This is a genomic window from Clostridium algidicarnis (genome assembly GCF_000703125.1).
Classification (GTDB): domain Bacteria; phylum Bacillota; class Clostridia; order Clostridiales; family Clostridiaceae; genus Clostridium_L; species Clostridium_L algidicarnis.
In genome coordinates this window covers 1,335,414-1,356,037 of sequence record NZ_JNLN01000001.1, presented here as the reverse complement: position 1 = coordinate 1,356,037, position 20,624 = coordinate 1,335,414, and the positions used below count along the sequence as shown (strand labels likewise).

At 30.9% G+C, this 20,624-nt stretch carries 19 protein-coding genes; 5 read left to right on the top strand and 14 right to left on the bottom strand.

Features of this window, described 5'->3' with window-relative positions; genetic code table 11:
- Positions 1-157: 157 nt before the first annotated feature.
- From BV55_RS0106725 to BV55_RS0106700, 6 genes are all read right to left on the bottom strand, one after another.
- On the bottom strand, positions 158-1,270 hold the full coding sequence (locus BV55_RS0106725; RefSeq protein WP_029452059.1) for a metal ABC transporter permease: 1,113 nt from the start codon (positions 1,268-1,270) through the stop codon (positions 158-160).
- On the bottom strand, positions 1,271-2,236 hold the full coding sequence (locus BV55_RS0106720) for a metal ABC transporter permease (protein ID WP_029452058.1): 966 nt from the start codon (positions 2,234-2,236) through the stop codon (positions 1,271-1,273).
- Positions 2,237-2,245: 9 nt separating this feature from the next.
- Complete coding sequence (locus BV55_RS0106715) at positions 2,246-2,998, bottom strand: metal ABC transporter ATP-binding protein (RefSeq protein WP_029452057.1); 753 nt, start codon at positions 2,996-2,998, stop codon at positions 2,246-2,248.
- Between the two features lie 82 nt (positions 2,999-3,080).
- A complete protein-coding gene (locus BV55_RS0106710) occupies positions 3,081-4,022 on the bottom strand; it encodes a metal ABC transporter solute-binding protein, Zn/Mn family (protein WP_029452056.1) in 942 nt (313 codons plus the stop codon).
- A gap of 14 nt (positions 4,023-4,036) precedes the next feature.
- On the bottom strand, positions 4,037-4,672 hold the full coding sequence (locus BV55_RS0106705; RefSeq protein ID WP_029452055.1) for a metal-dependent transcriptional regulator: 636 nt from the start codon (positions 4,670-4,672) through the stop codon (positions 4,037-4,039).
- Between the two features lie 452 nt (positions 4,673-5,124).
- Positions 5,125-5,307 (bottom strand): hypothetical protein, encoded by a 183-nt coding sequence (locus BV55_RS0106700; RefSeq protein WP_029452054.1) that lies wholly within the window; start codon positions 5,305-5,307, stop codon positions 5,125-5,127.
- Positions 5,308-5,542: 235 nt separating this feature from the next.
- Here BV55_RS0106700 and BV55_RS0106695 point away from each other — a divergent pair, with 235 nt between their 5' ends.
- On the top strand, positions 5,543-5,986 hold the full coding sequence (locus BV55_RS0106695; RefSeq protein ID WP_029452053.1) for a hypothetical protein: 444 nt from the start codon (positions 5,543-5,545) through the stop codon (positions 5,984-5,986).
- Between the two features lie 78 nt (positions 5,987-6,064).
- On the opposite strand, the gene BV55_RS15550 is transcribed toward BV55_RS0106695, so the two are convergent.
- Positions 6,065-6,223, bottom strand: a complete 159-nt coding sequence (locus BV55_RS15550) for a hypothetical protein (protein WP_157469619.1) — start codon at positions 6,221-6,223, stop codon at positions 6,065-6,067.
- Between the two features lie 226 nt (positions 6,224-6,449).
- Here BV55_RS15550 and BV55_RS0106685 point away from each other — a divergent pair, with 226 nt between their 5' ends.
- The gene (locus BV55_RS0106685; protein ID WP_029452052.1) at positions 6,450-7,403 is read left to right on the top strand and encodes a 2-hydroxyacid dehydrogenase; all 954 of its coding nucleotides are present in this window, start codon (positions 6,450-6,452) and stop codon (positions 7,401-7,403) included.
- A gap of 159 nt (positions 7,404-7,562) precedes the next feature.
- On the top strand, positions 7,563-9,125 hold the full coding sequence (locus BV55_RS0106680; RefSeq protein ID WP_029452051.1) for an FAD-dependent oxidoreductase: 1,563 nt from the start codon (positions 7,563-7,565) through the stop codon (positions 9,123-9,125).
- 93 nt (positions 9,126-9,218) lie between these two features.
- Here BV55_RS0106680 and BV55_RS0106675 read toward each other — a convergent pair whose 3' ends face one another.
- The 5 genes from BV55_RS0106675 to BV55_RS0106655 all read right to left on the bottom strand — a co-directional run bounded on the left by BV55_RS0106675 (position 9,219) and on the right by BV55_RS0106655 (position 14,556).
- The gene (locus tag BV55_RS0106675; protein WP_029452049.1) at positions 9,219-10,001 is read right to left on the bottom strand and encodes a Cof-type HAD-IIB family hydrolase; all 783 of its coding nucleotides are present in this window, start codon (positions 9,999-10,001) and stop codon (positions 9,219-9,221) included.
- A 136-nt stretch (positions 10,002-10,137) separates the two neighbouring features.
- Complete coding sequence (locus BV55_RS0106670; RefSeq protein ID WP_051652538.1) at positions 10,138-12,519, bottom strand: HAD-IC family P-type ATPase; 2,382 nt, start codon at positions 12,517-12,519, stop codon at positions 10,138-10,140.
- Between the two features lie 343 nt (positions 12,520-12,862).
- A complete protein-coding gene (locus tag BV55_RS0106665; protein WP_029452046.1) occupies positions 12,863-13,315 on the bottom strand; it encodes a YtxH domain-containing protein in 453 nt (150 codons plus the stop codon).
- 56 nt (positions 13,316-13,371) lie between these two features.
- Entirely contained in the window at positions 13,372-13,626 is a 255-nt protein-coding gene (locus BV55_RS0106660; protein WP_029452044.1) for a GlsB/YeaQ/YmgE family stress response membrane protein, read from the bottom strand.
- Positions 13,627-13,947: 321 nt separating this feature from the next.
- Positions 13,948-14,556: a histidine phosphatase family protein gene (locus tag BV55_RS0106655; RefSeq protein WP_051652428.1), complete on the bottom strand. Its 609-nt coding sequence runs from the start codon at positions 14,554-14,556 to the stop codon at positions 13,948-13,950.
- A 246-nt stretch (positions 14,557-14,802) separates the two neighbouring features.
- On the opposite strand from BV55_RS0106655, the gene gltS reads away from it, so the two are divergent.
- Complete coding sequence (gltS, locus tag BV55_RS0106650; RefSeq protein WP_029452041.1) at positions 14,803-15,987, top strand: sodium/glutamate symporter; 1,185 nt, start codon at positions 14,803-14,805, stop codon at positions 15,985-15,987.
- A gap of 36 nt (positions 15,988-16,023) precedes the next feature.
- Here the strand turns inward: gltS and BV55_RS0106645 are convergent, their stop codons facing one another.
- The gene (locus tag BV55_RS0106645) at positions 16,024-16,833 is read right to left on the bottom strand and encodes an ABC transporter permease (protein ID WP_029452040.1); all 810 of its coding nucleotides are present in this window, start codon (positions 16,831-16,833) and stop codon (positions 16,024-16,026) included.
- The gene (locus BV55_RS0106640; protein WP_029452039.1) at positions 16,830-17,723 is read right to left on the bottom strand and encodes an ABC transporter ATP-binding protein; all 894 of its coding nucleotides are present in this window, start codon (positions 17,721-17,723) and stop codon (positions 16,830-16,832) included. The genes BV55_RS0106645 and BV55_RS0106640 overlap by 4 nt, the downstream gene beginning before the upstream one ends.
- A gap of 472 nt (positions 17,724-18,195) precedes the next feature.
- On the opposite strand from BV55_RS0106640, the gene BV55_RS0106635 reads away from it, so the two are divergent.
- The gene (locus tag BV55_RS0106635) at positions 18,196-20,421 is read left to right on the top strand and encodes a ribonucleoside-diphosphate reductase subunit alpha (RefSeq protein WP_029452038.1); all 2,226 of its coding nucleotides are present in this window, start codon (positions 18,196-18,198) and stop codon (positions 20,419-20,421) included.
- Positions 20,422-20,624: the final 203 nt, after the last annotated feature.

The following is a 20,624-nucleotide window of genomic DNA, read 5'->3' as shown; positions in this document are numbered from 1 at the left end:
GTTATACTCTTTAAATTAATATTATACTTTCTAAAATAACATTATAGATGTTGATACATTATAATACAATTTACCCTATTATTAAAGTTGTGTAATGCGAAAATAGGACTATTTTTATAAATAATCCTATTTTCATATAATAAATATATTAAGTCTTTTAAGCAATTTCTTTATAACTCATTATAGCATAAGATCTTCCCTCATCTGTTAATTTAATTATATCATCTTCTATAAATATCTTATCTTGCTCTTTAAGTCCCTTTATTATTGATTTTAAAAAGCCTTGTTCCCAGTGAAGATGTTCATGGATGCTATTAACTCCACATTCACGCTTTTCGTTTTCTTCTCCTTCATGGTTATATAAATGAAATAACATGGACTTTTCTGCAAATTCTATTCTTTGGGACTTACGTCTTCTTATAATAGTTAAAAGCCCTGTGTTTGGTGCAAATATAAATACTAATAAAAATGTTATTCCAGTAAGAACAGCCATAGATCCTGCTATGGATACATCTAATCTTTGTGCAAATTGGTATCCTAATATAGCATTTATAGATCCTATTAAAGCACTTAATATAATCATCTTTTTTAAATCATTCGTTAATAAATATGCTGTTACAGGGGGTCCTATCATAAATGCAATTACTAAGATAGATCCTACAGCTTCAAAGGCTCCCACTGCTGTTATTGATACTATAGTCATTAAACTATAATGCAAAAGTGCTGGTGCAAATCCCAAAACTGCTGCTAAGGCTGGATCAAAGGTTACTACCTTAAGTTCTTTGAAAAATACTATTATGAACAGTAAATTTATAATAAGAATAGCTCCCATGGAATACATACCCTTAGCTCCTATATCCATCCCACCTATTTTCATACGGTTAAATGGCGCAAATGCAAGCTCTCCTAGTAATACTGAATCTGTATCTAAATGAACTGAACCTGCATATTTAGAAATCATTATTATTGCTATACTGAAAAGTAGTGGAAATACAATTCCTATAGCTGAATCCTCCGATACAAGTTTAGTGCTATTAAGCATTTCAGTTAAAAATACAGTTAGAATACCTACAAGAGCTGCTCCTACTATTAAAAGTGGAGATGTTAAGCTATGAGTTATGAAAAATGCTATTACAATTCCAAGTAATATAGTATGAGTTATAGCATCTGACATCATAGACATCTTTCTTAATACTAAGAATACTCCTGGGAGGGAACAAGCTACCGCCACCATTACTGCTATAATTTGAATTTCTAATTGTGGTGTCATTTACTTCCCCTCCTTAATAACATTTATTTTTATAGGACTTACAGGATTTTCACCTTTTTGCCTTTTAAGAAAGTAATCTTTTATTTCTTTTTCATTTTTCTTGTTTCTAAAATACTTCCATATAAGACCTCTATTCGGTGCAAAAGTTAAGCTTATAATTACAATTACACTTATAACTATTACTATAGTGGGCCCTGTTGGTAATTTAGGAACAACTGAACTTATTATAGTTCCAATAACTCCCGATATAGCACCAAAGATTGCTGATAATACTACCATTAAAGAAAGTTTATCTGTCCACTGCCTTGCAGCTACTGCTGGTGCTATTAACATGGCACTCATTAATATAACTCCTACAGTTTGAAGTCCTACAATAATTGAAGTTACTATCATAGCTGAAAGTAATATATTAATCTTTTTAGTAGGGAATCCAAGACTTTCAGCAAACTCCTCATCAAAGGATATTATTTTAAATTCTTTCCAGAAAATTATAACTAATGATATTAATATAATTCCTAAAATAGCTATTACTCTAACATCTCTTTTTAATAAGGTGGATGCTTGCCCAAATATAAATTTATCAAGACCTGCTTGATTGGCATTTGGAATTTTTTGAATGTAAGTTAAAAGTACAATTCCTGCTCCAAAGAACACTGATAATACAAGAGCTAGTGCGCTATCGAATTTAATTTTAGAGTATTTAACTATAGACATAATTAAATATGTAGATATAAATCCAGCGATAAGTGCTCCTAAAAGTAGTACTTCAATTTTTTTACTTTGTGTAAATAAGAAGGCTAAAGCAATTCCAGGAAGGGCTGAGTGAGAAACTGCATCACCTAAAAGACTCTGCTTTTTTATAACGGCAAAGCTTCCAAGTACGCCACTTATTACTCCTAAAAGTGCTGCCCCTAGTGACACTGTTTGTAATGTATAATCTGTTAAAATAAGTTGTAATATATCCAAGTTTCTCACCTACCTTTTTAAAATTTCACCCTTGCTCTTATATGTCTTATTTATATTTTCCTCTGTAAATACTTCTTCTACAGGTCCACTTGCTATAATTTGAGTGCTTAATAATGTGACCCAGTCAAAATATTCTTTAACTGTTTGAAGATCATGGTGAACAACTATTACAGTCTTACCCTTATCCTTTAGTTCTTTTAAAAGAGAAATTATAGCTTTTTCTGTCATGGCATCTACCCCTTGAAAGGGTTCATCCATAAAGTATATATCTGCTTCTTGAACTAAAGCCCTTGCAAGAAATACTCTTTGTTTTTGACCACCTGATAACTGACTTATTTGCCTATTTATAAAATCTTTCATTCCTACCTTTTCTAATGCTTCCACTGCTTTTTCTTTATCTTTTTTGGTTGGGCGCTTCACCCATCCTAACGACCCATATCTCCCCATAAGTACTACATCTAATACATCTGTTGGAAAGTCCCAATCTACGCTACCACTTTGAGGCACATAACCTATACTCTTCCTTTGCTCTTTATAAGACTTACCGTTAAATGTAACCTTGCCTGAGATTGGTTTTATTAAATTTAACATAGCCTTAATTAAGGTGGACTTACCTGCTCCATTAGGTCCTACTATTGCCATTAAAATCCCCTTAGGTATTTTAAGATCAACGTCCCATAAAACTGGTACAACCTGGTATGCTACTGTCATATCTTCTACTTTTATTATATAATCATTTGTGTCTATTTTATTTTTTAACATTTCTGACCTACTATTTTGTATTCCTAATTTATTATTTGATCTATCTATTTTGCTCTCTGACATCTTTAAATCCCCCTACCCTTTATTTTAAGGCATCTACAATGGTATCAATGTTGCTCTTAAATGTTCCTATATAAGTTTCTGCTTTACTTCCTTTATCTCCTATAGAGTCTGAATAAAGTTCTCCACCTATTTCCACGTCAAACCCTTGAGCTTTAACTGCTTCTTGAAGAGCCTCGATATTTTTCTTAGGCACTGAGGATTCTATAAATACAGCTTTAATTTTACGTTCTACTATAAAGTTTGCAAGCTCTCTTACATCTGAAGTCCCAGCTTCTGAAGCTGTACTTATACCTTGGAGTCCTCTTACATCATATCCATAAGCTTTTCCAAAATAATTAAATGCATCATGTGCTGTTATAAGAACCCTATTTTCTTCTGGAAGTTCTAAAGTTCTTTTCTTTATATATGCATCCAATTCATCTAGTTCTACCAAATAACTTTTTAAATTTTCATCATATTCTTTTTCATGTTCTTTATCTAATTCTTTAAGTCCCTTTGCAAGCTCTTTAGATGCATCCTTCCAGATGTTAACATCAAACCAGATGTGAGGGTCATGTGAAATAGAAGCGTCTTGTGATTTTAATAAATCTTCTTCCTTTACTCCATCAGCTACTGATACAATAAGCTTTCCTCCGCCATCTAACTTCTCGAATACCTCTCCCATCTTACCTTCCAAATGAAGTCCATTGTATACTACCATGTCGGCTTTTTGCATAAGACTTACATCTCCAGCACTAGCCTTATATAAATGGGGATCCACTCCTGGTCCCATAAGTCCCTTAACCTCTACATAATCCCCACCGATGGATTTTGTCATATCACTAAGCATTGTAGTTGTTGTAACAATGTTATATTTTCCCTTTTTTCCCCCAGAATTATTATCACCTTTTGATGGTGCACATCCTGAAATAAAGATTGCAATAATAGATAAAACTAATATAGAACTTAATACCTTTTTCATGGTTATTCCTCCTTTTAATCTACAAAAATGTTGTTTGCAGCTTCTTTTCCTATAATTATATCTTTTTCATTTTTTCTTAAAGTAATAGGTCCATTATAGGGTGCTAAATCTACCACCTTAATTTCATCTCCAATATTTAAACCTAGACTATCTACATATTGTAAAAGCTGTCTTTCGTCAAATACACGTCTTATTGTAGTTTCTTCTCCTACATCTAAAGTATCTAGAGTTCTGTATTTTGATAGACCTATTTCATTTTGAAATATAGGACTACCATGAGGACAAGCCTTTGGATAATTAAGATATTTATCTAATCGCTTTTCTAACTTTAAGTTAGTTACATGTTCAAGCTTTTCTGCCTCTTCATTTACCTCATGCCAACTATATCCAAGATGTTCAACAAGCAAAACCTCCCATAGCCTATGCCTTCTTATAACACTTATGGCTTCCTTTTTCCCATATTCAGTAAGTCTTATACCCTTGTATGGAGTATATTCAAGATATCCTTCATCTAAAAGTTTTTTGATCATCTCACTTACAGAAGGTGCCGAAACCCCTAATACTTTAGCTATCTCTTTATTATTAACTTGCTTTCTATGTCCCCCAAGGTTATAAACAGCCTTTAAATAATCTTCTTTATTATCCGTCATAAATTATTCCACCTTTATGTATTTAAAAGTTTAGGTATACCTAACTTAATATTATAATACCACCTAATCCTTCAACTGTGAATAGTAATTAATAATAATTATTATTATTCATCATTTATTCACATCCTTATCTATTAGAAGAGACCTTTTTTATTAAAATAGCTGTTGATTATTATAAATCACATCTGCCGCTGAATTTTACGTACATTTAAGTCTTATGTACATTTGCATTTTATAATACAAAAGATTTATATTATCTTAAAATCATCCACTAAATTAAGTTACCTAAAGTTTTTTATAAAACTCGAAAAAATATACCCTATAGCCAAGGCTATTTAAAGTCCTTGCTATAGGGTATATCTTCATATTAAAGTAGGATATCTAGAAACCATACTTTAATATATTATTTATTATAGGCAACTTGTGTTTTGTTACCCAAACTATTAATTGCGCTATATTTTAACTATCTTACTTATTATAGCATCTTCAATTAATTCACTTTTACTAAATCCTTTTTTAAAAAATCTTATTTGTTTATATTTAATTCCATTCATCTCAAAATCCAAAACATCTATTCTATCGCCTTTATAAATAACCGGTTCTTTCTCATCCTTTAAAAAAACTTGAACTTCCATTTAGCCACCTTCTTCATTGTAGTTTAAATACATTATATTACTAATTTCATGAAAATACAAAACACTAATTTAACTCTTCTATAATATTGCAAACAATTTATATTTTATATTGAAAATAAAATAACTTTTAACTTAGATATATCCTGTAATTCCATAAAATAAAGTAAATTCAAACTGAATTTTAAAATATATTGAATAGTTTAAGGAAACACTATATCTAAGGTAGGTGATTTAAATGTTAAAAAAGATGGTTATTATTTTAGTTCTTATACTTTCTTTTCCTATAAAAGCCTTCTCTATTGAAACTATAAACATTGAAATTTTTAGTGTAGATAATGGCTCTGTTATAATCAATACTTGCTCTAATGTAAGTATTCAAAATCAAGTTAAAACATATCTAAAAAAGATAACTGGAGTTTATGCTAAATTAAATCCTGTTCCAGATGATGGATATATGATTAAAATTCCCTTAGAATATCCCTTAGAAATAAAAAATCAATGGGTACATTCCTTTGTAGATGAAGTTGTAATTATATTGCCAAAAGGTGAGTCTCCTTATCTTTTAATTTTTGATAATAAGGATAATCCTCTTTTCTTTACTTTTAAGGGAAATATAAATAAACTTTTGGAAAGTTTAAACTTTGAAATAAGCTCCAACAAAGACATTTTTATCAAGTGATTTAAATTTTGGTGTTTTAAAAAATATATATTGAAATCAACTTAAAGTTAACTTAAAGTAAATCTATCAACTACTAACTTATCTTTTATTTTTAACAGGCTTTTTTATTCCATAAATATTCATAAATAAATTTTCGAATGATTCTTTATCCCCTAAAAGTTTAAAGAAAAAATATGCTAAAGTTATTAAAATACTATTTGTGATTCTCTCTAATGAATTATATTCTTTTCTTCTCATAATAATCCTCCTACTTTCAACATAAATTATAATCTTATTACATAAACCTTTCTATGTTGTATAATTATAAGCATACAGTAAGATTGTATAAAATGTAATACTTATATCCTATATTTTACGAAATGTTAATAATAGATTTTTAATTATTACACTTTAGAGTTATAATATTCATAGTTACAACCTATATACTGTTAATTTAAAGAAATTTTATAAGGGGGATTTTTAAATGAGAATAGTAGTATTAGAGCCTTTAGGTCTTACAGGCGAGGAACTTTTAGAAATTGGAGGTTCTTTAATAGATCTTGGACACGAAATAACTTCTTATGGAAATAGACCAGAAAATGAAGAGGAACTTATTGAACGAATTGAAGGAGCTGATGTATTAATTGTTGCAAATATGCCCCTTAGTTCAAAGGCTATAGCTTCAAATCCTAATATAAAGATGATTTCCGTAGCCTTTACTGGCGTGGATCATATAGACATGGAAACTTGCAGAAAAAATAATATAATGGTATGTAATGCCGCTGGCTATAGTACATATTCTGTAGCTGAACTTACCTTTGGGCTTATACTTTCTGTACTTAGAAATATAGTTCCTTTAAATAAAGTTACAAGAGAAGGTAAAAACAAAGATGGATTTAGTCAAAATGAGCTTTATGGGAAAACCTTAGGTATTATAGGCACTGGTTCTATTGGCACTCGGGTAGCTGAAATAGCTAAGGCTTTTGGCTGTAATATCTTAGCTTATAGCCGTAGTGAAAAGAAATCTTTAATAGATTCAGGAATTAAATATGTATCTCTTGAAACCTTACTTTCAGATAGTGATATTGTATCTATTCATGTTCCATTAAACGAAGAAACCAAGGGACTAATAGGCAGGGATGAAATTTCTATTATGAAGCCTTCTGCCATACTCATAAATACAGCTAGAGGACCTATTGTAGACGAAGATGTTCTAGCAGAAGCCCTTGAAAATGACATAATTGCTGGTGCTGGAATTGATGTATTTAAAGTAGAACCACCCCTACCACAAAACCATCCATTATTAGGCTGTTCAAAGGCTATAGTTACTCCTCATATAGCTTTCGCAACAGAGGAAGCCATTACAAGAAGAGCACATATAACCTTTGAAAATATAACAAAATATCTTAAAGGAAATCCACAAAACATAATGAAATAGGCCCTATAGGGCCTTATTTTTTTATCCCTTAATAAATAATCATTCACACCTTACCTTGTTAGTTATCAATAAACATTCCACCTGTTTCTCCTTACAAACTGAATAATTTTATACAAATATCAAATACTAACTACCACTAAATATAAAAGGAGAACCTTTATGAATGAACTAAATAATTCATCCCCAAATATTGAAAAATATTTAAAGTCTTACTGGATACAATCAACAAAAGAAACAAACTATCCTTCATTAAATGAGGACATAAAAGTAGATTTAGCAATTATAGGCGGAGGAATTGTTGGTATAACTGCAGCACATCTTTTGAAGAAAAAAGGAGCAAAGGTGGCTATTATTGAAGCTAGTAGAATTGTTCAAGGTGCCACTGGTTTTACCACTGCTAAAATAACTTCCCAGCATAATTTGATTTATGATAATATAATAAATTCCATGGGAATGGATTTTGCAAAACAGTACGCCCATGCTAATGAATCTTCCATAGGATTTATTGAAAATATAGCTAATGAACTTAATATAGATTGTGACTTTAAAAGGCTTCCAGCCTATGTATACACAAGAAAAGATGAATATATAAAAAAAATCGAAGAAGAAACTAAAGTAGCCTTGGATTTAGGAATAAAGGCAAGGTGTATAGATAAATTACCATTTAATCTAGATATTAAGTCGGCTATAGTTTTTGAAAATCAAGCTCAATTTCATCCAAGAAAATATTTGCTACCAATAGCTAAAATGATACCTGGAGATGGAAGTCATATATTTGAAAACACAACAGTAACTGACATAGAAAAAAGCAATTTAGTTACGCTTATTACTAAAGGTGGCAAAAAAGTAATAGCCTCAAAGGTTATTATTGCATCCCAGTATCCATGTTATGATGGTATGGGTCTATATTTAACAAGGCTTAGACCTGAAAGATCCTATGTTATTGCCACAACTATAAAAGAAAAGTTTCCAGAAGGAATGTTTATTAGTGCAGAAAAACCTGGACGTTCTTTAAGATCTCAATATGATGGAGAGAATCAATTAATACTTATAGGTGGTGAAGGTCACAAAACTGCTCATGGTGACAATTTTAATGAGCATTATCATAATCTAAAAGACTTTGCAGAGTCAACCTTTAATGTTAAGAATGTTCTATATAGATGGTCCACCCAAGATTATATAACCTTAGACAATATTCCTTATGTAGGAAATTTAACTTCTGGATCAGAAAACATTTATGTTGCTACGGGCTTTGGGAAATGGGGCATGACTAATGGAACTGCCGCTGCTAGATTGCTTACTGATAAAGTTTTAGGTGAAAAAAGTCCTTTTGAAGAAGTATTCAACCCTTCAAGGCCCTTCACAGCAACTGCCTATAAACAACTATTTACTGAAAACTTCGATGTAGCAAAAGAACTTATAATAGGCAAAATTAAGTCTGGTGAAAATCAAATTAATATTCAATCTGGAGAGGGTAAAATAGTTGAATTAGATGGTGGTAAATATGGAGCCTATAAAGATGATAACGGTATACTACATATAGTTGATATTACCTGTACCCATGTGGGCTGTGAATTAAAGTGGAATGATGCAGAAAAGTCATGGGATTGTCCCTGCCACGGTTCAAGGTTTACCTATTATGGTGAAATTTTAAATGGACCAGCAACTCAAAGTTTAAATTATTATAAGGAAGGTAAAAATAAAATAGATCCTAACTTATAAATAAACAACATATCAATATACTAGTTTATTTAAAACCTTAAACTATTACTTTTTCATAAAACTAAAGGATGTCATTTAAGACATCCTTTAGTTTTATATTATTTCTTTTATCTTTTCTAATACTCCATTTTCCTTGTTACTTTTAGCTATAAATCTAGCATGTTTTTTTACTTCCTCTGGTGCATTTTCCATAGCATAGCTATAATAACCAGCTCCAAGCATTTCTATGTCATTAAAATAATCACCAAATACTGCAGTTTCTTTTTCATCTATATTAAACTTCTTTTGAATAAGCCTTATAGCCTCACCTTTATTTGCATCTAGGTTATATAAATCTAACCACTCAAAACTAGATACAGTAACCTTAAGTCTATCCTTCCATTTAGGGAAAATTATTTTATTAATATTTTCTGCAGCTCCACCTAAATCTAATATAGCAATCTTTAATATTTCATCTTTTATATTATTAAATTTTTTTACAATAGCCAGTTCTCTATAATACTTTTTAGCATGTTTTATGATATCTTCGCTATCTGTATTTATATATGCTGACTTTTTTCCACAAAGCACAGGGAAAACATCTTTGATTCCCTCTATATCTCTTAAGATTTCCTTAATATAATCCTTATCTATTGTATTAGCATAAAGCTCCTCACCTTCATACATTACAAGGGCTCCATTTTCAGCTACATATACTAAATCTTGTTTAATATCTTTAAATGCATGTTTTAATGTATAATACTGCCTTCCACTAGCAACCCCAAATCTTATGTCTTTATCTATAATACTTTTGAAAACTTCATTAAAATCTTTAGGCATATCACCCTTATCATCTAATAATGTTCCATCCATATCTGTTACTATAAGCTTTATCATATATTTACTTCCTTCCCATTCCATATTATGGGTGCACCTCTGAGGTGCATCCTTTTTCTGGATGTACCTCAGAGGTGCACCCTTTTTTTGTATAGTATAATTCTATCATGGATTCATGTTAAACATAATGTAATCATTATCCAAAGCGTCTTTGTAAAGGTTTCTCTACTAAAACCTTTGTGAATTTCATGATTAGTGGAGATATGCTTACTAATATTAATGCTAAGATTAGATAATAGAAATTTACACTATAAATCATGAAGAATTTTCTTGAAATAGGAACTATTAAACTAAATATGAACACTAATATAGTAACTAAATTTAAGCCAAGCTTCACCTTTGTAAATGGCCTAGAAGCTTTAAATAATACGATAAGGCTAACTCCTCCCATAACTATAACTGCAAGTGTTCTACACTGTTCCATTGGAAGTTTATTATAGTACGATACAAGAAATACCACTATGGTTGTTACAGCTACAGCTACTCCATTAGGTATAGACTCTTTTAGTACCCTTTTAAAGAAACCTTGTTTTACCACATCACAGTTAGGCTCTAAGGCTAAGAAAAATGAAGGTATTCCTATGGTTATACTTCCAATTAGGGTAAGTTGTATTGGCATTATAGGATAAGGAATAAATAGTATGCAAAATACTATTGACATAATAATTGAATATATCATCTTACTCAAAAAAAGATTTGAAGCCTTTTCTATGTTATTAATTATCCGTCTTCCTTCTGCAACTACATGGGGAAGTGCATTAAAATTAGAATCTAAAAGAACTAATTGAGCTACAGCCTTAGATGCATCACTTCCAGATGCCATGGCAATACCGCAGTCTGCTTGCTTTAATGCTAATACATCATTTACTCCATCTCCAGTCATAGCTACAGTCTTTTTGTCTCTTTGAAGAGCTTTTATTATAGCCTTTTTTTGGTGAGGAGTGGTTCTACCAAATACAGTAGTCCTATTTACTACCTTTGCTAATTCCTCTTCATTTTCAGGGAGTTCTCTTGAATCTATATAGTTTTCTGCACTTTTCAATCCTGCCTTTTTAGAAACACAAGATACTGTAACAGGGTTATCTCCTGAAATTATCTTTATGTCTACCTTTTGTTTTTCAAAATAGTTTAAAGTTTCCTTTGCATCTTCCCTTATTATGTCCTCAAATAATATAAGAGATACAGCCTCTACGTCTTTAGACAATTCATCAGTTAAATCCCCGCTATTTATTTTAGCTAATATTAAAACTCTCCTGCCATTTTTAGCTTCAGTTTCTACAACTTCTCTAAACTCTTCATACTTTTCGCCAAGAATAATTTCAGGAGCTCCTATTAACCACTTTTCACCTGTAGCAAATTCAACTCCACTCCACTTTTTAGCTGAATTAAAAGGAATGCATTTATTTATCTTAACTTCTTTATTTTTGCTATACTTTTCTTTTATTGCCCCTAAAGTTGCATTAGAGCTGCCAAAAGATGTAGATATAACACTTAAAACCTCTTCTATAAACTTTACATCATTATTATTTAACGGTACTATTTCCTCTAGCTTTAATTTCCCTTCAGTTATAGTTCCAGTCTTATCTAAACATAAGGTATCAACCCTTGCTAATATTTCTGTAGCAGGTAATTCCTGAACTAATGTCTTCCACTTAGATAACCTTACTATAGATACTATAAACGCTGTAGTTATAAGAAGTACTAGTCCCTCTGGAATCATTCCTACAACTCCTGATACAGCACTTATAACAGCTTGTTTCCAATCTCTATCTGTATTTATAAGCTGAGTTAATATAAGCAAAGTCCCTATAGGTAATATGATCTTTATTGTAACTTTTAGTATCTTATCCATCATTAATTGTAATTCTGATTTAGCAAGTTTAAATTTCTTTGCTTCTCTTGCAAGTTTTGCTGCATAGGTGTTTGGACCTACATGAGTAGCTCTAACAAGGCCAGTTCCTCCAAGCACTAAACTTCCTGCAAGTACAGTATCCCCCTTGCACTTTTTAATAGATTCCGACTCACCTGTAAGAAGTGATTCATCAACTTCTAGGCACTGTTCAGTTAAAACCTTTGAGTCTACAACTATTTGCTCACCCTCGCTTAAAGATATTACATCATCTAAAACTACGTGTTCTACAGCTATATTATCTTTAACACCATTTCTTATAACTGTTACGGTAATGGCATTAAGCATAGAAAGCCTTTCGACTACCTTTTTTGCATTAAGTTCTTGGATTATACCTACAAGGGAATTAGTTATTATTACACCTGCAAAAAGCCCATTTTTAGGGGATCCTGCTGCAATTACAATTATTAAAAGGATTAAATTTATTCCATTAAATAATGTAAATAAATTTCCTCTTATTATATTCCATACACTCTTTGAGGAGGTATTCGTGTTTTTATTAACCTTTCCCTCCCTAACTCTCTTCTTTACATCATAATCAGTTAAACCTAAATACTCATCATTATTTTTAATATCTCTTTTAGACCTTTTTCTTCCTATTCTTCTCATATATAAACTACCATTATTAATCATTAGTTTCCTCCTAATTAAATCCATTCAAAACCTCTATTCTAATTATATTTAATCTCTATTTATCTTGTGTAAAAATATTTATTTTAAAGTTTTAATTTTAATTTCATGTGAAAATTCATGCTTTAATATTATACTATGATATACAGGTAGCTTTTCAAGTGTTTTTGGAATATTTAAGGAATATTTTAGATATCCTATTTACTTACAATTTCTTTTATTTACTAAAAAAAAATTATATATTAGTTAAAATATAACAAAAAAAAGATTCTGGAATTAACCAGAATCTTTTTAAATATCTTAAAATCATGAATGTCTTATATTACTTCTTTTCTTCTACATGATCTTTTATTTTGGCTTTTGCTTCATTATAATTTTTCTTAGCATCATCTTTTGTATCTTCTACAGCTTTTTTTGTTTCCTCTGAAGCTTCTTTTGTAACATCTTTAATTTCTTCAACTGTATCTTTTGCTATATCTTTAGTTTGCTTTGCCTTGTCTTTTACTATCTCTTTTGTTTCTTCCGCTTTATCTTTAAAATCATTAGTTTTAGTTTTTATATCAGTTCTTAATTCTTCAGCTCTATCTTTAACTCCATCATTTAAATCTTTACCTACCTTTTTTATATCCTTCCTAGTATCTTTACCAGACTTTGGAGCTAGTAGCACTCCTGCTGCTATTCCAGCTACGGTACCTGCTAATATATTTGTGGTAGTTTTCATTGCCTTTTTTCTCTTTTGTTTTTTTATTGTTTTATCTATCATTGATTTTAACATAGTATAAAACCTCCTAAAATCTTGTTAATGTTATAACCTTAAAGTAAACTCAATACCTACTTCTTTCTTCTTAAAGCATTAATTATAAATAATAGAATAACGGCTCCAACTATTGCTACTAATAAACTCCATATGTTAAATCCTGTGACGCCTTGTCCTCCTATCAATCCAAATACGAAACCACCTATAGAAGCTCCTACAATACCCACAAGAATGTTTGCTAATGCTCCCATTTCACCATCGTTACCTGTAATCATACTTGCTATCCATCCTGATAATGCTCCTAGTATAATCCATGAAAGAATACTCATAATTAATACCTCCTTAGTAAAAGTTTATTGAAACAGTTATTAATTCTTAGTATAATGGCTTGTAATTAATAACTATTATATTATCAGAATATTACATATTACCGCAATAGTCAAGCATACCAAATACCTCTATGATTAATCATATTCTATTAAATTCAATATACTTCCTTATGCTCCTTCCTCCTAAATAGTATAGTTTACTCCATTTTTATACATATTATATGTATATATTTATACAAAGCTTTTATTAATAAATTTTATCTGATTAATAAGCTTCAACGATAATAAATAAATCATCTGAAGTTTAAAACTCTGTCCATATCACTGCTTTAGATGAGAAACATCGGCTTCTAATAATACCTTTATTTCTTTATTTATTACCTCTAAAATTGTAAGGCTTGTATTATTAATAAATGGAAGATTCCAAAAATCCTTTACATCATTTCCCTTAACAATTATGGAAATGGCTTTTATAACACAAGTGTGTGTAACTATTAAAATATTTTCATGATTTTCATCTTTAATAATATTATTTAAGCCCTTTTCTACCCTTTTGATTAATTCTAAAAAGCTTTCTCCCCCTTGAGATTCAAATGATTCAGGATGCTCTCTAAAATTATTATATTGAAGAGGGTATTTTTCTTTTATATCTTTATGTGTCATACCTTCCCAAAACCCTAAATTCAATTCCTTTAATGAATCATCTGGAATTATTTTTATATTATCATCTTGCCGAATATATTTTGCTGTGTCTAGAGCTCTTCCCAGGGGACTACTATAAATACAATCAAAATCTATATCTTTTAAACTCTCTCCAAGACTTCTAGCATCACTTACTCCTTTTTGTGTTAAGTCAGAATCTTTGAATCCCTGCATCCTCCCTTCTATATTCCATTTTGTTTCCCCATGTCTAGCTATGTATATATTCACTGCTCTCTTCATCTCCTTAAATCATTATTAATACTTCAATTATAGTTCAAATTTAAAATTTATGTGAGAAAACTTGCATGGGAGGTTTTACCTCATATTCTCTTATAATTCATACATTATATCTAGAATATTGCAAAAACTATATAATAGTTGAAATAAATAATTATCTTGTAATATATTCTTATTTATCTTTTGCAAGTTTTAATATATAATCTTGCATATGTGGAAATAGAAAGGTGGCTCGTTATGAACATAAAATTAGATATGATACAAACTGTTGCACTAGCTATTGGTGTTTACTATTTAGGACTATGGCTAAAAAATAAGATTTCATTATTAGAAAGATTTTGTATCCCTGTACCCTTAATTGGTGGAATTATTTTTGCCTTACTCAATTTTGTTTTAAGACAAAATAACCTTGTTGTATTAACCTTAGATACAACCCTTCAAAATGTATTTATGACTATGTTCTTTACCACCATAGGCCTTGGTGCCAGCTTAAAACTTATAAAAAAGGGTGGTGTAAAAGTAATAATATTTTTCCTTTTGGCACTTACCTTAGTAATACTCCAAGACGTAGTAGGTATTACAATTGCTAAAATTCTTAATGAAAGTCCCCTTTTAGGACTTATTGCAGGCTCTGTTACTATGACAGGTGGTCATGGTACTGGCGCTACCTTTGGAGCCTTATTTGAAAAAAACTCTGGTTTTACTGGAGGCACAACTATAGCTATGGCTTCTGCTACCTTTGGGATAATTATGGGTAGCTTAATTGGTGGACCTATAGCAAGACGCCTTATAACTAAAAATAATTTAACCCCTACAAATCATGACTTTATAGGTCACCATGAATCTTCAAATGATCCTATTGATTATAATGAATTATTTAAAACCACTGCTATAATTATAATTTCCATGGCTCTAGGATCTGTATTAGAAGGGCTCCTTAAAAAGATTAATATAACATTACCTTCTTATATTAATGCCATGATAATTGCAGCTATAATTTTAAACGTCGGAAAAGGTACTGGGAAATTGCATATTAACGAGGAATGTTCAGAAATCATCGGTAATATATCTTTAAACATATTTTTATCTATGGTTTTAATAAATCTTGAAATATGGCAATTAAAGGGTATGGTAGGTTCTTTACTTATAATATTAATTGCCCAATCCATACTTATGATTGTTTTTTCATATTTTATTACCTTTAGATTCATGGGAAGGGATTACGATGCTGCTGTTATTGCTGCTGGTCACTGTGGGTTTGGAATGGGTTCTACACCAAATGGTATAGCTAATATGGAAGCTATCACCGAAAAATATGGCCTGTCACCAAAAGCATTTTTCATACTTCCTATAGTGGGCGCTTTTCTAATAGATTTTTCTAATTCTATTGTTATAACTGTATTTGTAAATTTATTAACATAAGCACTTATATCCATACTAATAATATATTTTCTATTGTTATATAAATAAGGTTCCTAAAATCACTGGAATTAAAGCTATTAATGCTAAAAATCTACTTTTAGATTTAGATGAATTATTGTTATCTAGCCTAAAAAGATATAAAGACAATATATAGCTCAGTATTCCTGTCAATACTAGTATACCAATAGAATATATTGGGTCGAAAAGACCTTTTTCATGAACCGCTAGAACCTTAAATGCATCCATGGCATAAGTACTTGGAAGCAACCTTGCAAACACTTTAATAGATTTTGGTAACGCATCTGATGGAAACATAAGCCCACCAATAAGCATAGAGGGCAAAAATAATACTTGTGCATAAATTACTGTAACCGATGTATTGTCAGATATTATTCCTATAAGAATGGCTAATCCAGAGCAGGCAATGGACATTACAATAAATATTAATATTAAAGCGCCAATATCTTCCAGATGCCTTACATTGAATAAGACAGGAGCACTTATTAGTATAATTATAGTAACTATAGCCGCATGAAAAATAGTTGAGATCACTTGTGTTGCTAATACTGAAAACTTAGATATGCCATTAATTTTATAACTTCTTAGTATACCATTATTTCTAAATGTAACTAAAGTATTTGGCATGCCTAAAATAGTACTTACCAGTATAGTGAACATCACCATAGATGGGATTAGGATATCTTTATATTGAGGATTTAATTTAGGCATTATTCCCCCAATCATCAAATAAAACCCAAGTGGAAATATATAATTCATAATTAATAAAGTCTTGTCCCTAAGGCCTGCCTTAAAATCAAATAAAAGATGTATTGCAAAAGTCTTCATACTCCACCTCCAAGTGAAGTTATTTCTAGGAATCGTTCCTCTAATGATGGTCTTTCTACTCTAAGGTCTATTAGTACATCCTCTTTTGACTCAATTAAATTTATTATTTCCATTACCTTATATCCAGGCTTATCCGTATAAAAAATATGATACTCATCCATTGCTTTGCTAAAACTCCTCTCTAAACTATTGCCTAGAGTCCTAACAGATATCTTAGTTAAAGCTGACCCTTTAGCTGTTATCTCCTTTGGAGTACCTATAACCATTATCTTCCCTTTTAATAAAATTGCTATTCTATCAGCCATCTTTTCAGCTTCTGCCATATCATGAGTTGCAAGTATTATAGTAGTTCCAGAATCCTTTAGCTCTTTTATAATCTTATGAAGCTCAAATCTTGCTTTAACATCCAAGGCTGCGGTTGGTTCATCTAATATTAAAACTTTAGGATTATGGGCTACTGCTAAGGCTATAGCAAGTCGTCTTTGTTCTCCTCCTGAAAGAATATGATACTGTGTTTTTAACTTATCCTCAAGTCCCAATCTACTTAATAAATCATATCTCGGTTTAACATTATGATATGATGAAAATAACTTCATAGATTCCTTAACTGTTATAGTATTTGGAAGTGATGAAGATTGAAGTTGCACACCTATAAGGTTTTTTATCTTCCTAGGCTCTTTCCATGGATTTAGTCCTAAAACTTCTATGGTTCCAGAATCAATCATTCTTAGACCTTCAAGACATTCTAGCGTAGTAGTTTTACCTGCACCATTTGGACCAATTATCCCAAATATCTCACCACTCTTAACTTCAAAGCTAATTCCATCTACAGCTTTAAAGTCCCCATAACATTTACCGAAGTTATCTACCTTTATAATTATCTCACTCATAAATACCTCCTAATTATGTAATATTGTCCACAATATATATTATAATCTATTCTTGTAATATATTCTATCAAGTGATTCTTAGACTCAGGTGGAGTTTGCTTATAAGGAATACATCTCTCCATCTGAGTCTTAGAAGAACTTATCCAGGGGCGTAGCAGCCGTCATATCCCACCTTGAAGAGGAGAGGAGTGTTACGGATGGTAGCCATCGGATAAACTCTTATATAACCTGTAACCTTCGTTGATAATTATTACTTCATAATTACCATTATATATAGAGCCTGATATAAAGATTTAAAGCTAACCTACTATATTTAGCTTTTTCATGACTTTTCTAAGTTTACAAAAGTGTAGTTATTAATCTATAATAGCAATTGCATCTATATCTTGTGTTTTATTATTGTAATCCCACTAGATATAGTATATGTTTAGAGAGGGGCCTTACACACATGAAATATAAAATAAATTTTGAAATAGATAAATTAAATGAAATATGTGAATTTGCTTGTGAAGATATTTATAAAGAGAATGAAATTTATAATCCAAAAATACTTTTAAAATCCTTAGATAATGTTATCAGAGAAGGAATTAGTGACAAAGATTTGTTAAAATCCATAATTCAATGTGCTTTAGAGCTTACAAGTGCCTTAGAACCTAAGTGGGAATTTGCAGCTACAAAGCTTTATATGCATAATTTATATACAAAGGTTGCTAATAACAGAGGTATCGCAAATAACGATACAGGATACAATAATTTGTATGACTTAATAAATAGCCTTACAGACATGGGCTTATATGGAAAGTATATATTAGAAAATTACAATAAAGAGGAAATTGATGAATTAGAAAAATATATAGTACCTAGTCGCGATTATTTATTTACCTATAGTGGGATAAATTTATTATACAAAAGGTATCTAATACAAAATGGAGACAAAAAGGTTCTAGAGCTTCCTCAAGAAATGTTCATGGGGATATCTATGCACCTGGCTATGAAAGAAAAAAATAAATTATACTGGGCTAAAAGATTTTATGATGTTCTTAGTACCTTAAAAGCCACTATGGCAACACCTACTATGTCTAATGCTAGAAAGCCTTATCATCAGCTTAGTTCATGCTTTATAGATACAGTTTCTGATAGTCTTCAAGGTATCTATAAAAGCCTTGATAACTTTGCTAAAGTATCAAAGTTTGGCGGGGGCATGGGCATATACATGGGAAAGGTTAGAGCACTAGGTTCAGACATAAGAAATTATAAGGGAGCCTCTGGTGGTGTTATTCCTTGGATTAAACTTTTTAACGATACAGCTATTGCCGTAGATCAACTAGGTATGAGAACTGGCAGTGTATCTATCTGGTTAGATGCATGGCATAGAGATCTTCCAGAATTTTTGCAGCTTAAAACCAATAATGGAGACGATAGAAAAAAGGCTCACGATGTATTCCCTGGTATAGCTTATCCAGATTTATTTTGGAAGCTAGCTGAAAATGATATAAATGCTACTTGGTATATGATGTGCCCACATGAAATAAAAAAGGCAAAGGGATATGAACTTTGTGATTTTTATGGAGAAGAGTGGAAAAAAAGATATTATGAATGTATAGAAGATCCTAATATAGAAAAACGGGAGATCATAGTTAAAGATCTAGTAAAGCTTATAATAAAAAGTGCTTCAGAAACCGGAACACCTTTTACCTTTAATAGAGATATTGCAAATAAGTTAAACCCAAATAAACATAAGGGTATGATCTACTCCTCAAACCTTTGTACTGAAATAATGCAAAATATGAGTGCATTAGAATTCATTCAAGAAGAAATACAAGATGAAAACGGTGATACAATAATAATAGAAAAAAATAAGCCTGGTGACTTTGTTGTATGTAACCTGTCCTCCATAGTGCTTGGCCGTATTGATATAACTGATGTTAAAGAGCTTGAACACATAGTAGAGACCCAAATTAGAGCCATGGACAACGTAATAGACTTAAACTACTACTCTGTACCCTACGCTAAAGTTACTAACGCGTCTTATAGGTCCATTGGCCTTGGAACTAGTGGGTATCACCATATGCTTGTTAACAATAATATAGCTTTTGAAAGTGATGAGCATATAGCCTTTGTTGATACACTTTATGAAAACATAAATTATTTTGCCATAAAGGCAAGTATGAACATAGCAAAAGAAAAAGGTGGATATAAATATTTTAAAGGATCCGACTTTGAAACTGGAGAGTATTTTGATTTAAGAAGCTATAACTCAGACCGTTGGAATGATCTTAGATCTTTAGTAAGTAAAAATTCTATAAGAAATGCCTATCTTTTAGCTGTAGCACCTAATGGTTCTACAGCAGCCATTGCAGGTACAACAGAAGGTATAGATCCTATAATGAATAGATTTTACTTTGAAGAAAAGAAAGGTATAATAACCCCAAAGGTAGCACCAGATATAAACGAGGAGAACTTTCATCTTTATAAATCTGCCTATGAAATAGACCAACATTGGTCTATAAAAGCTAATGCTACAAGGCAAAAACATATAGATCAAAGCCAGTCCTTTAATCTTTATATAACAACAAGCTACACCATGAGACAAATACTAAACCTTTATATAGATGCCTTTAAACAAGGAATTAAAAGTATATATTACGTTAGATCAAAATCCTTGGTTGTAGAAAGCTGCGAGAGTTGTTCTGTATAAACAGAGTTCTTTTCTTCAGAGGGGGTTTCTACTCCCTCTGAAGGTTAGAAATCATTATCCATGGACGTAGCCGCTCTTTACTCTATATTTGGTGATAGTCACTTTCACAGAGTGTGATGAGAGTATTAGAGATGGTAGTCATCGGATAAAATAAGTAAATACAATACGTATAGCCTGTGCTACAGGAGATATTAAAAGGAGAT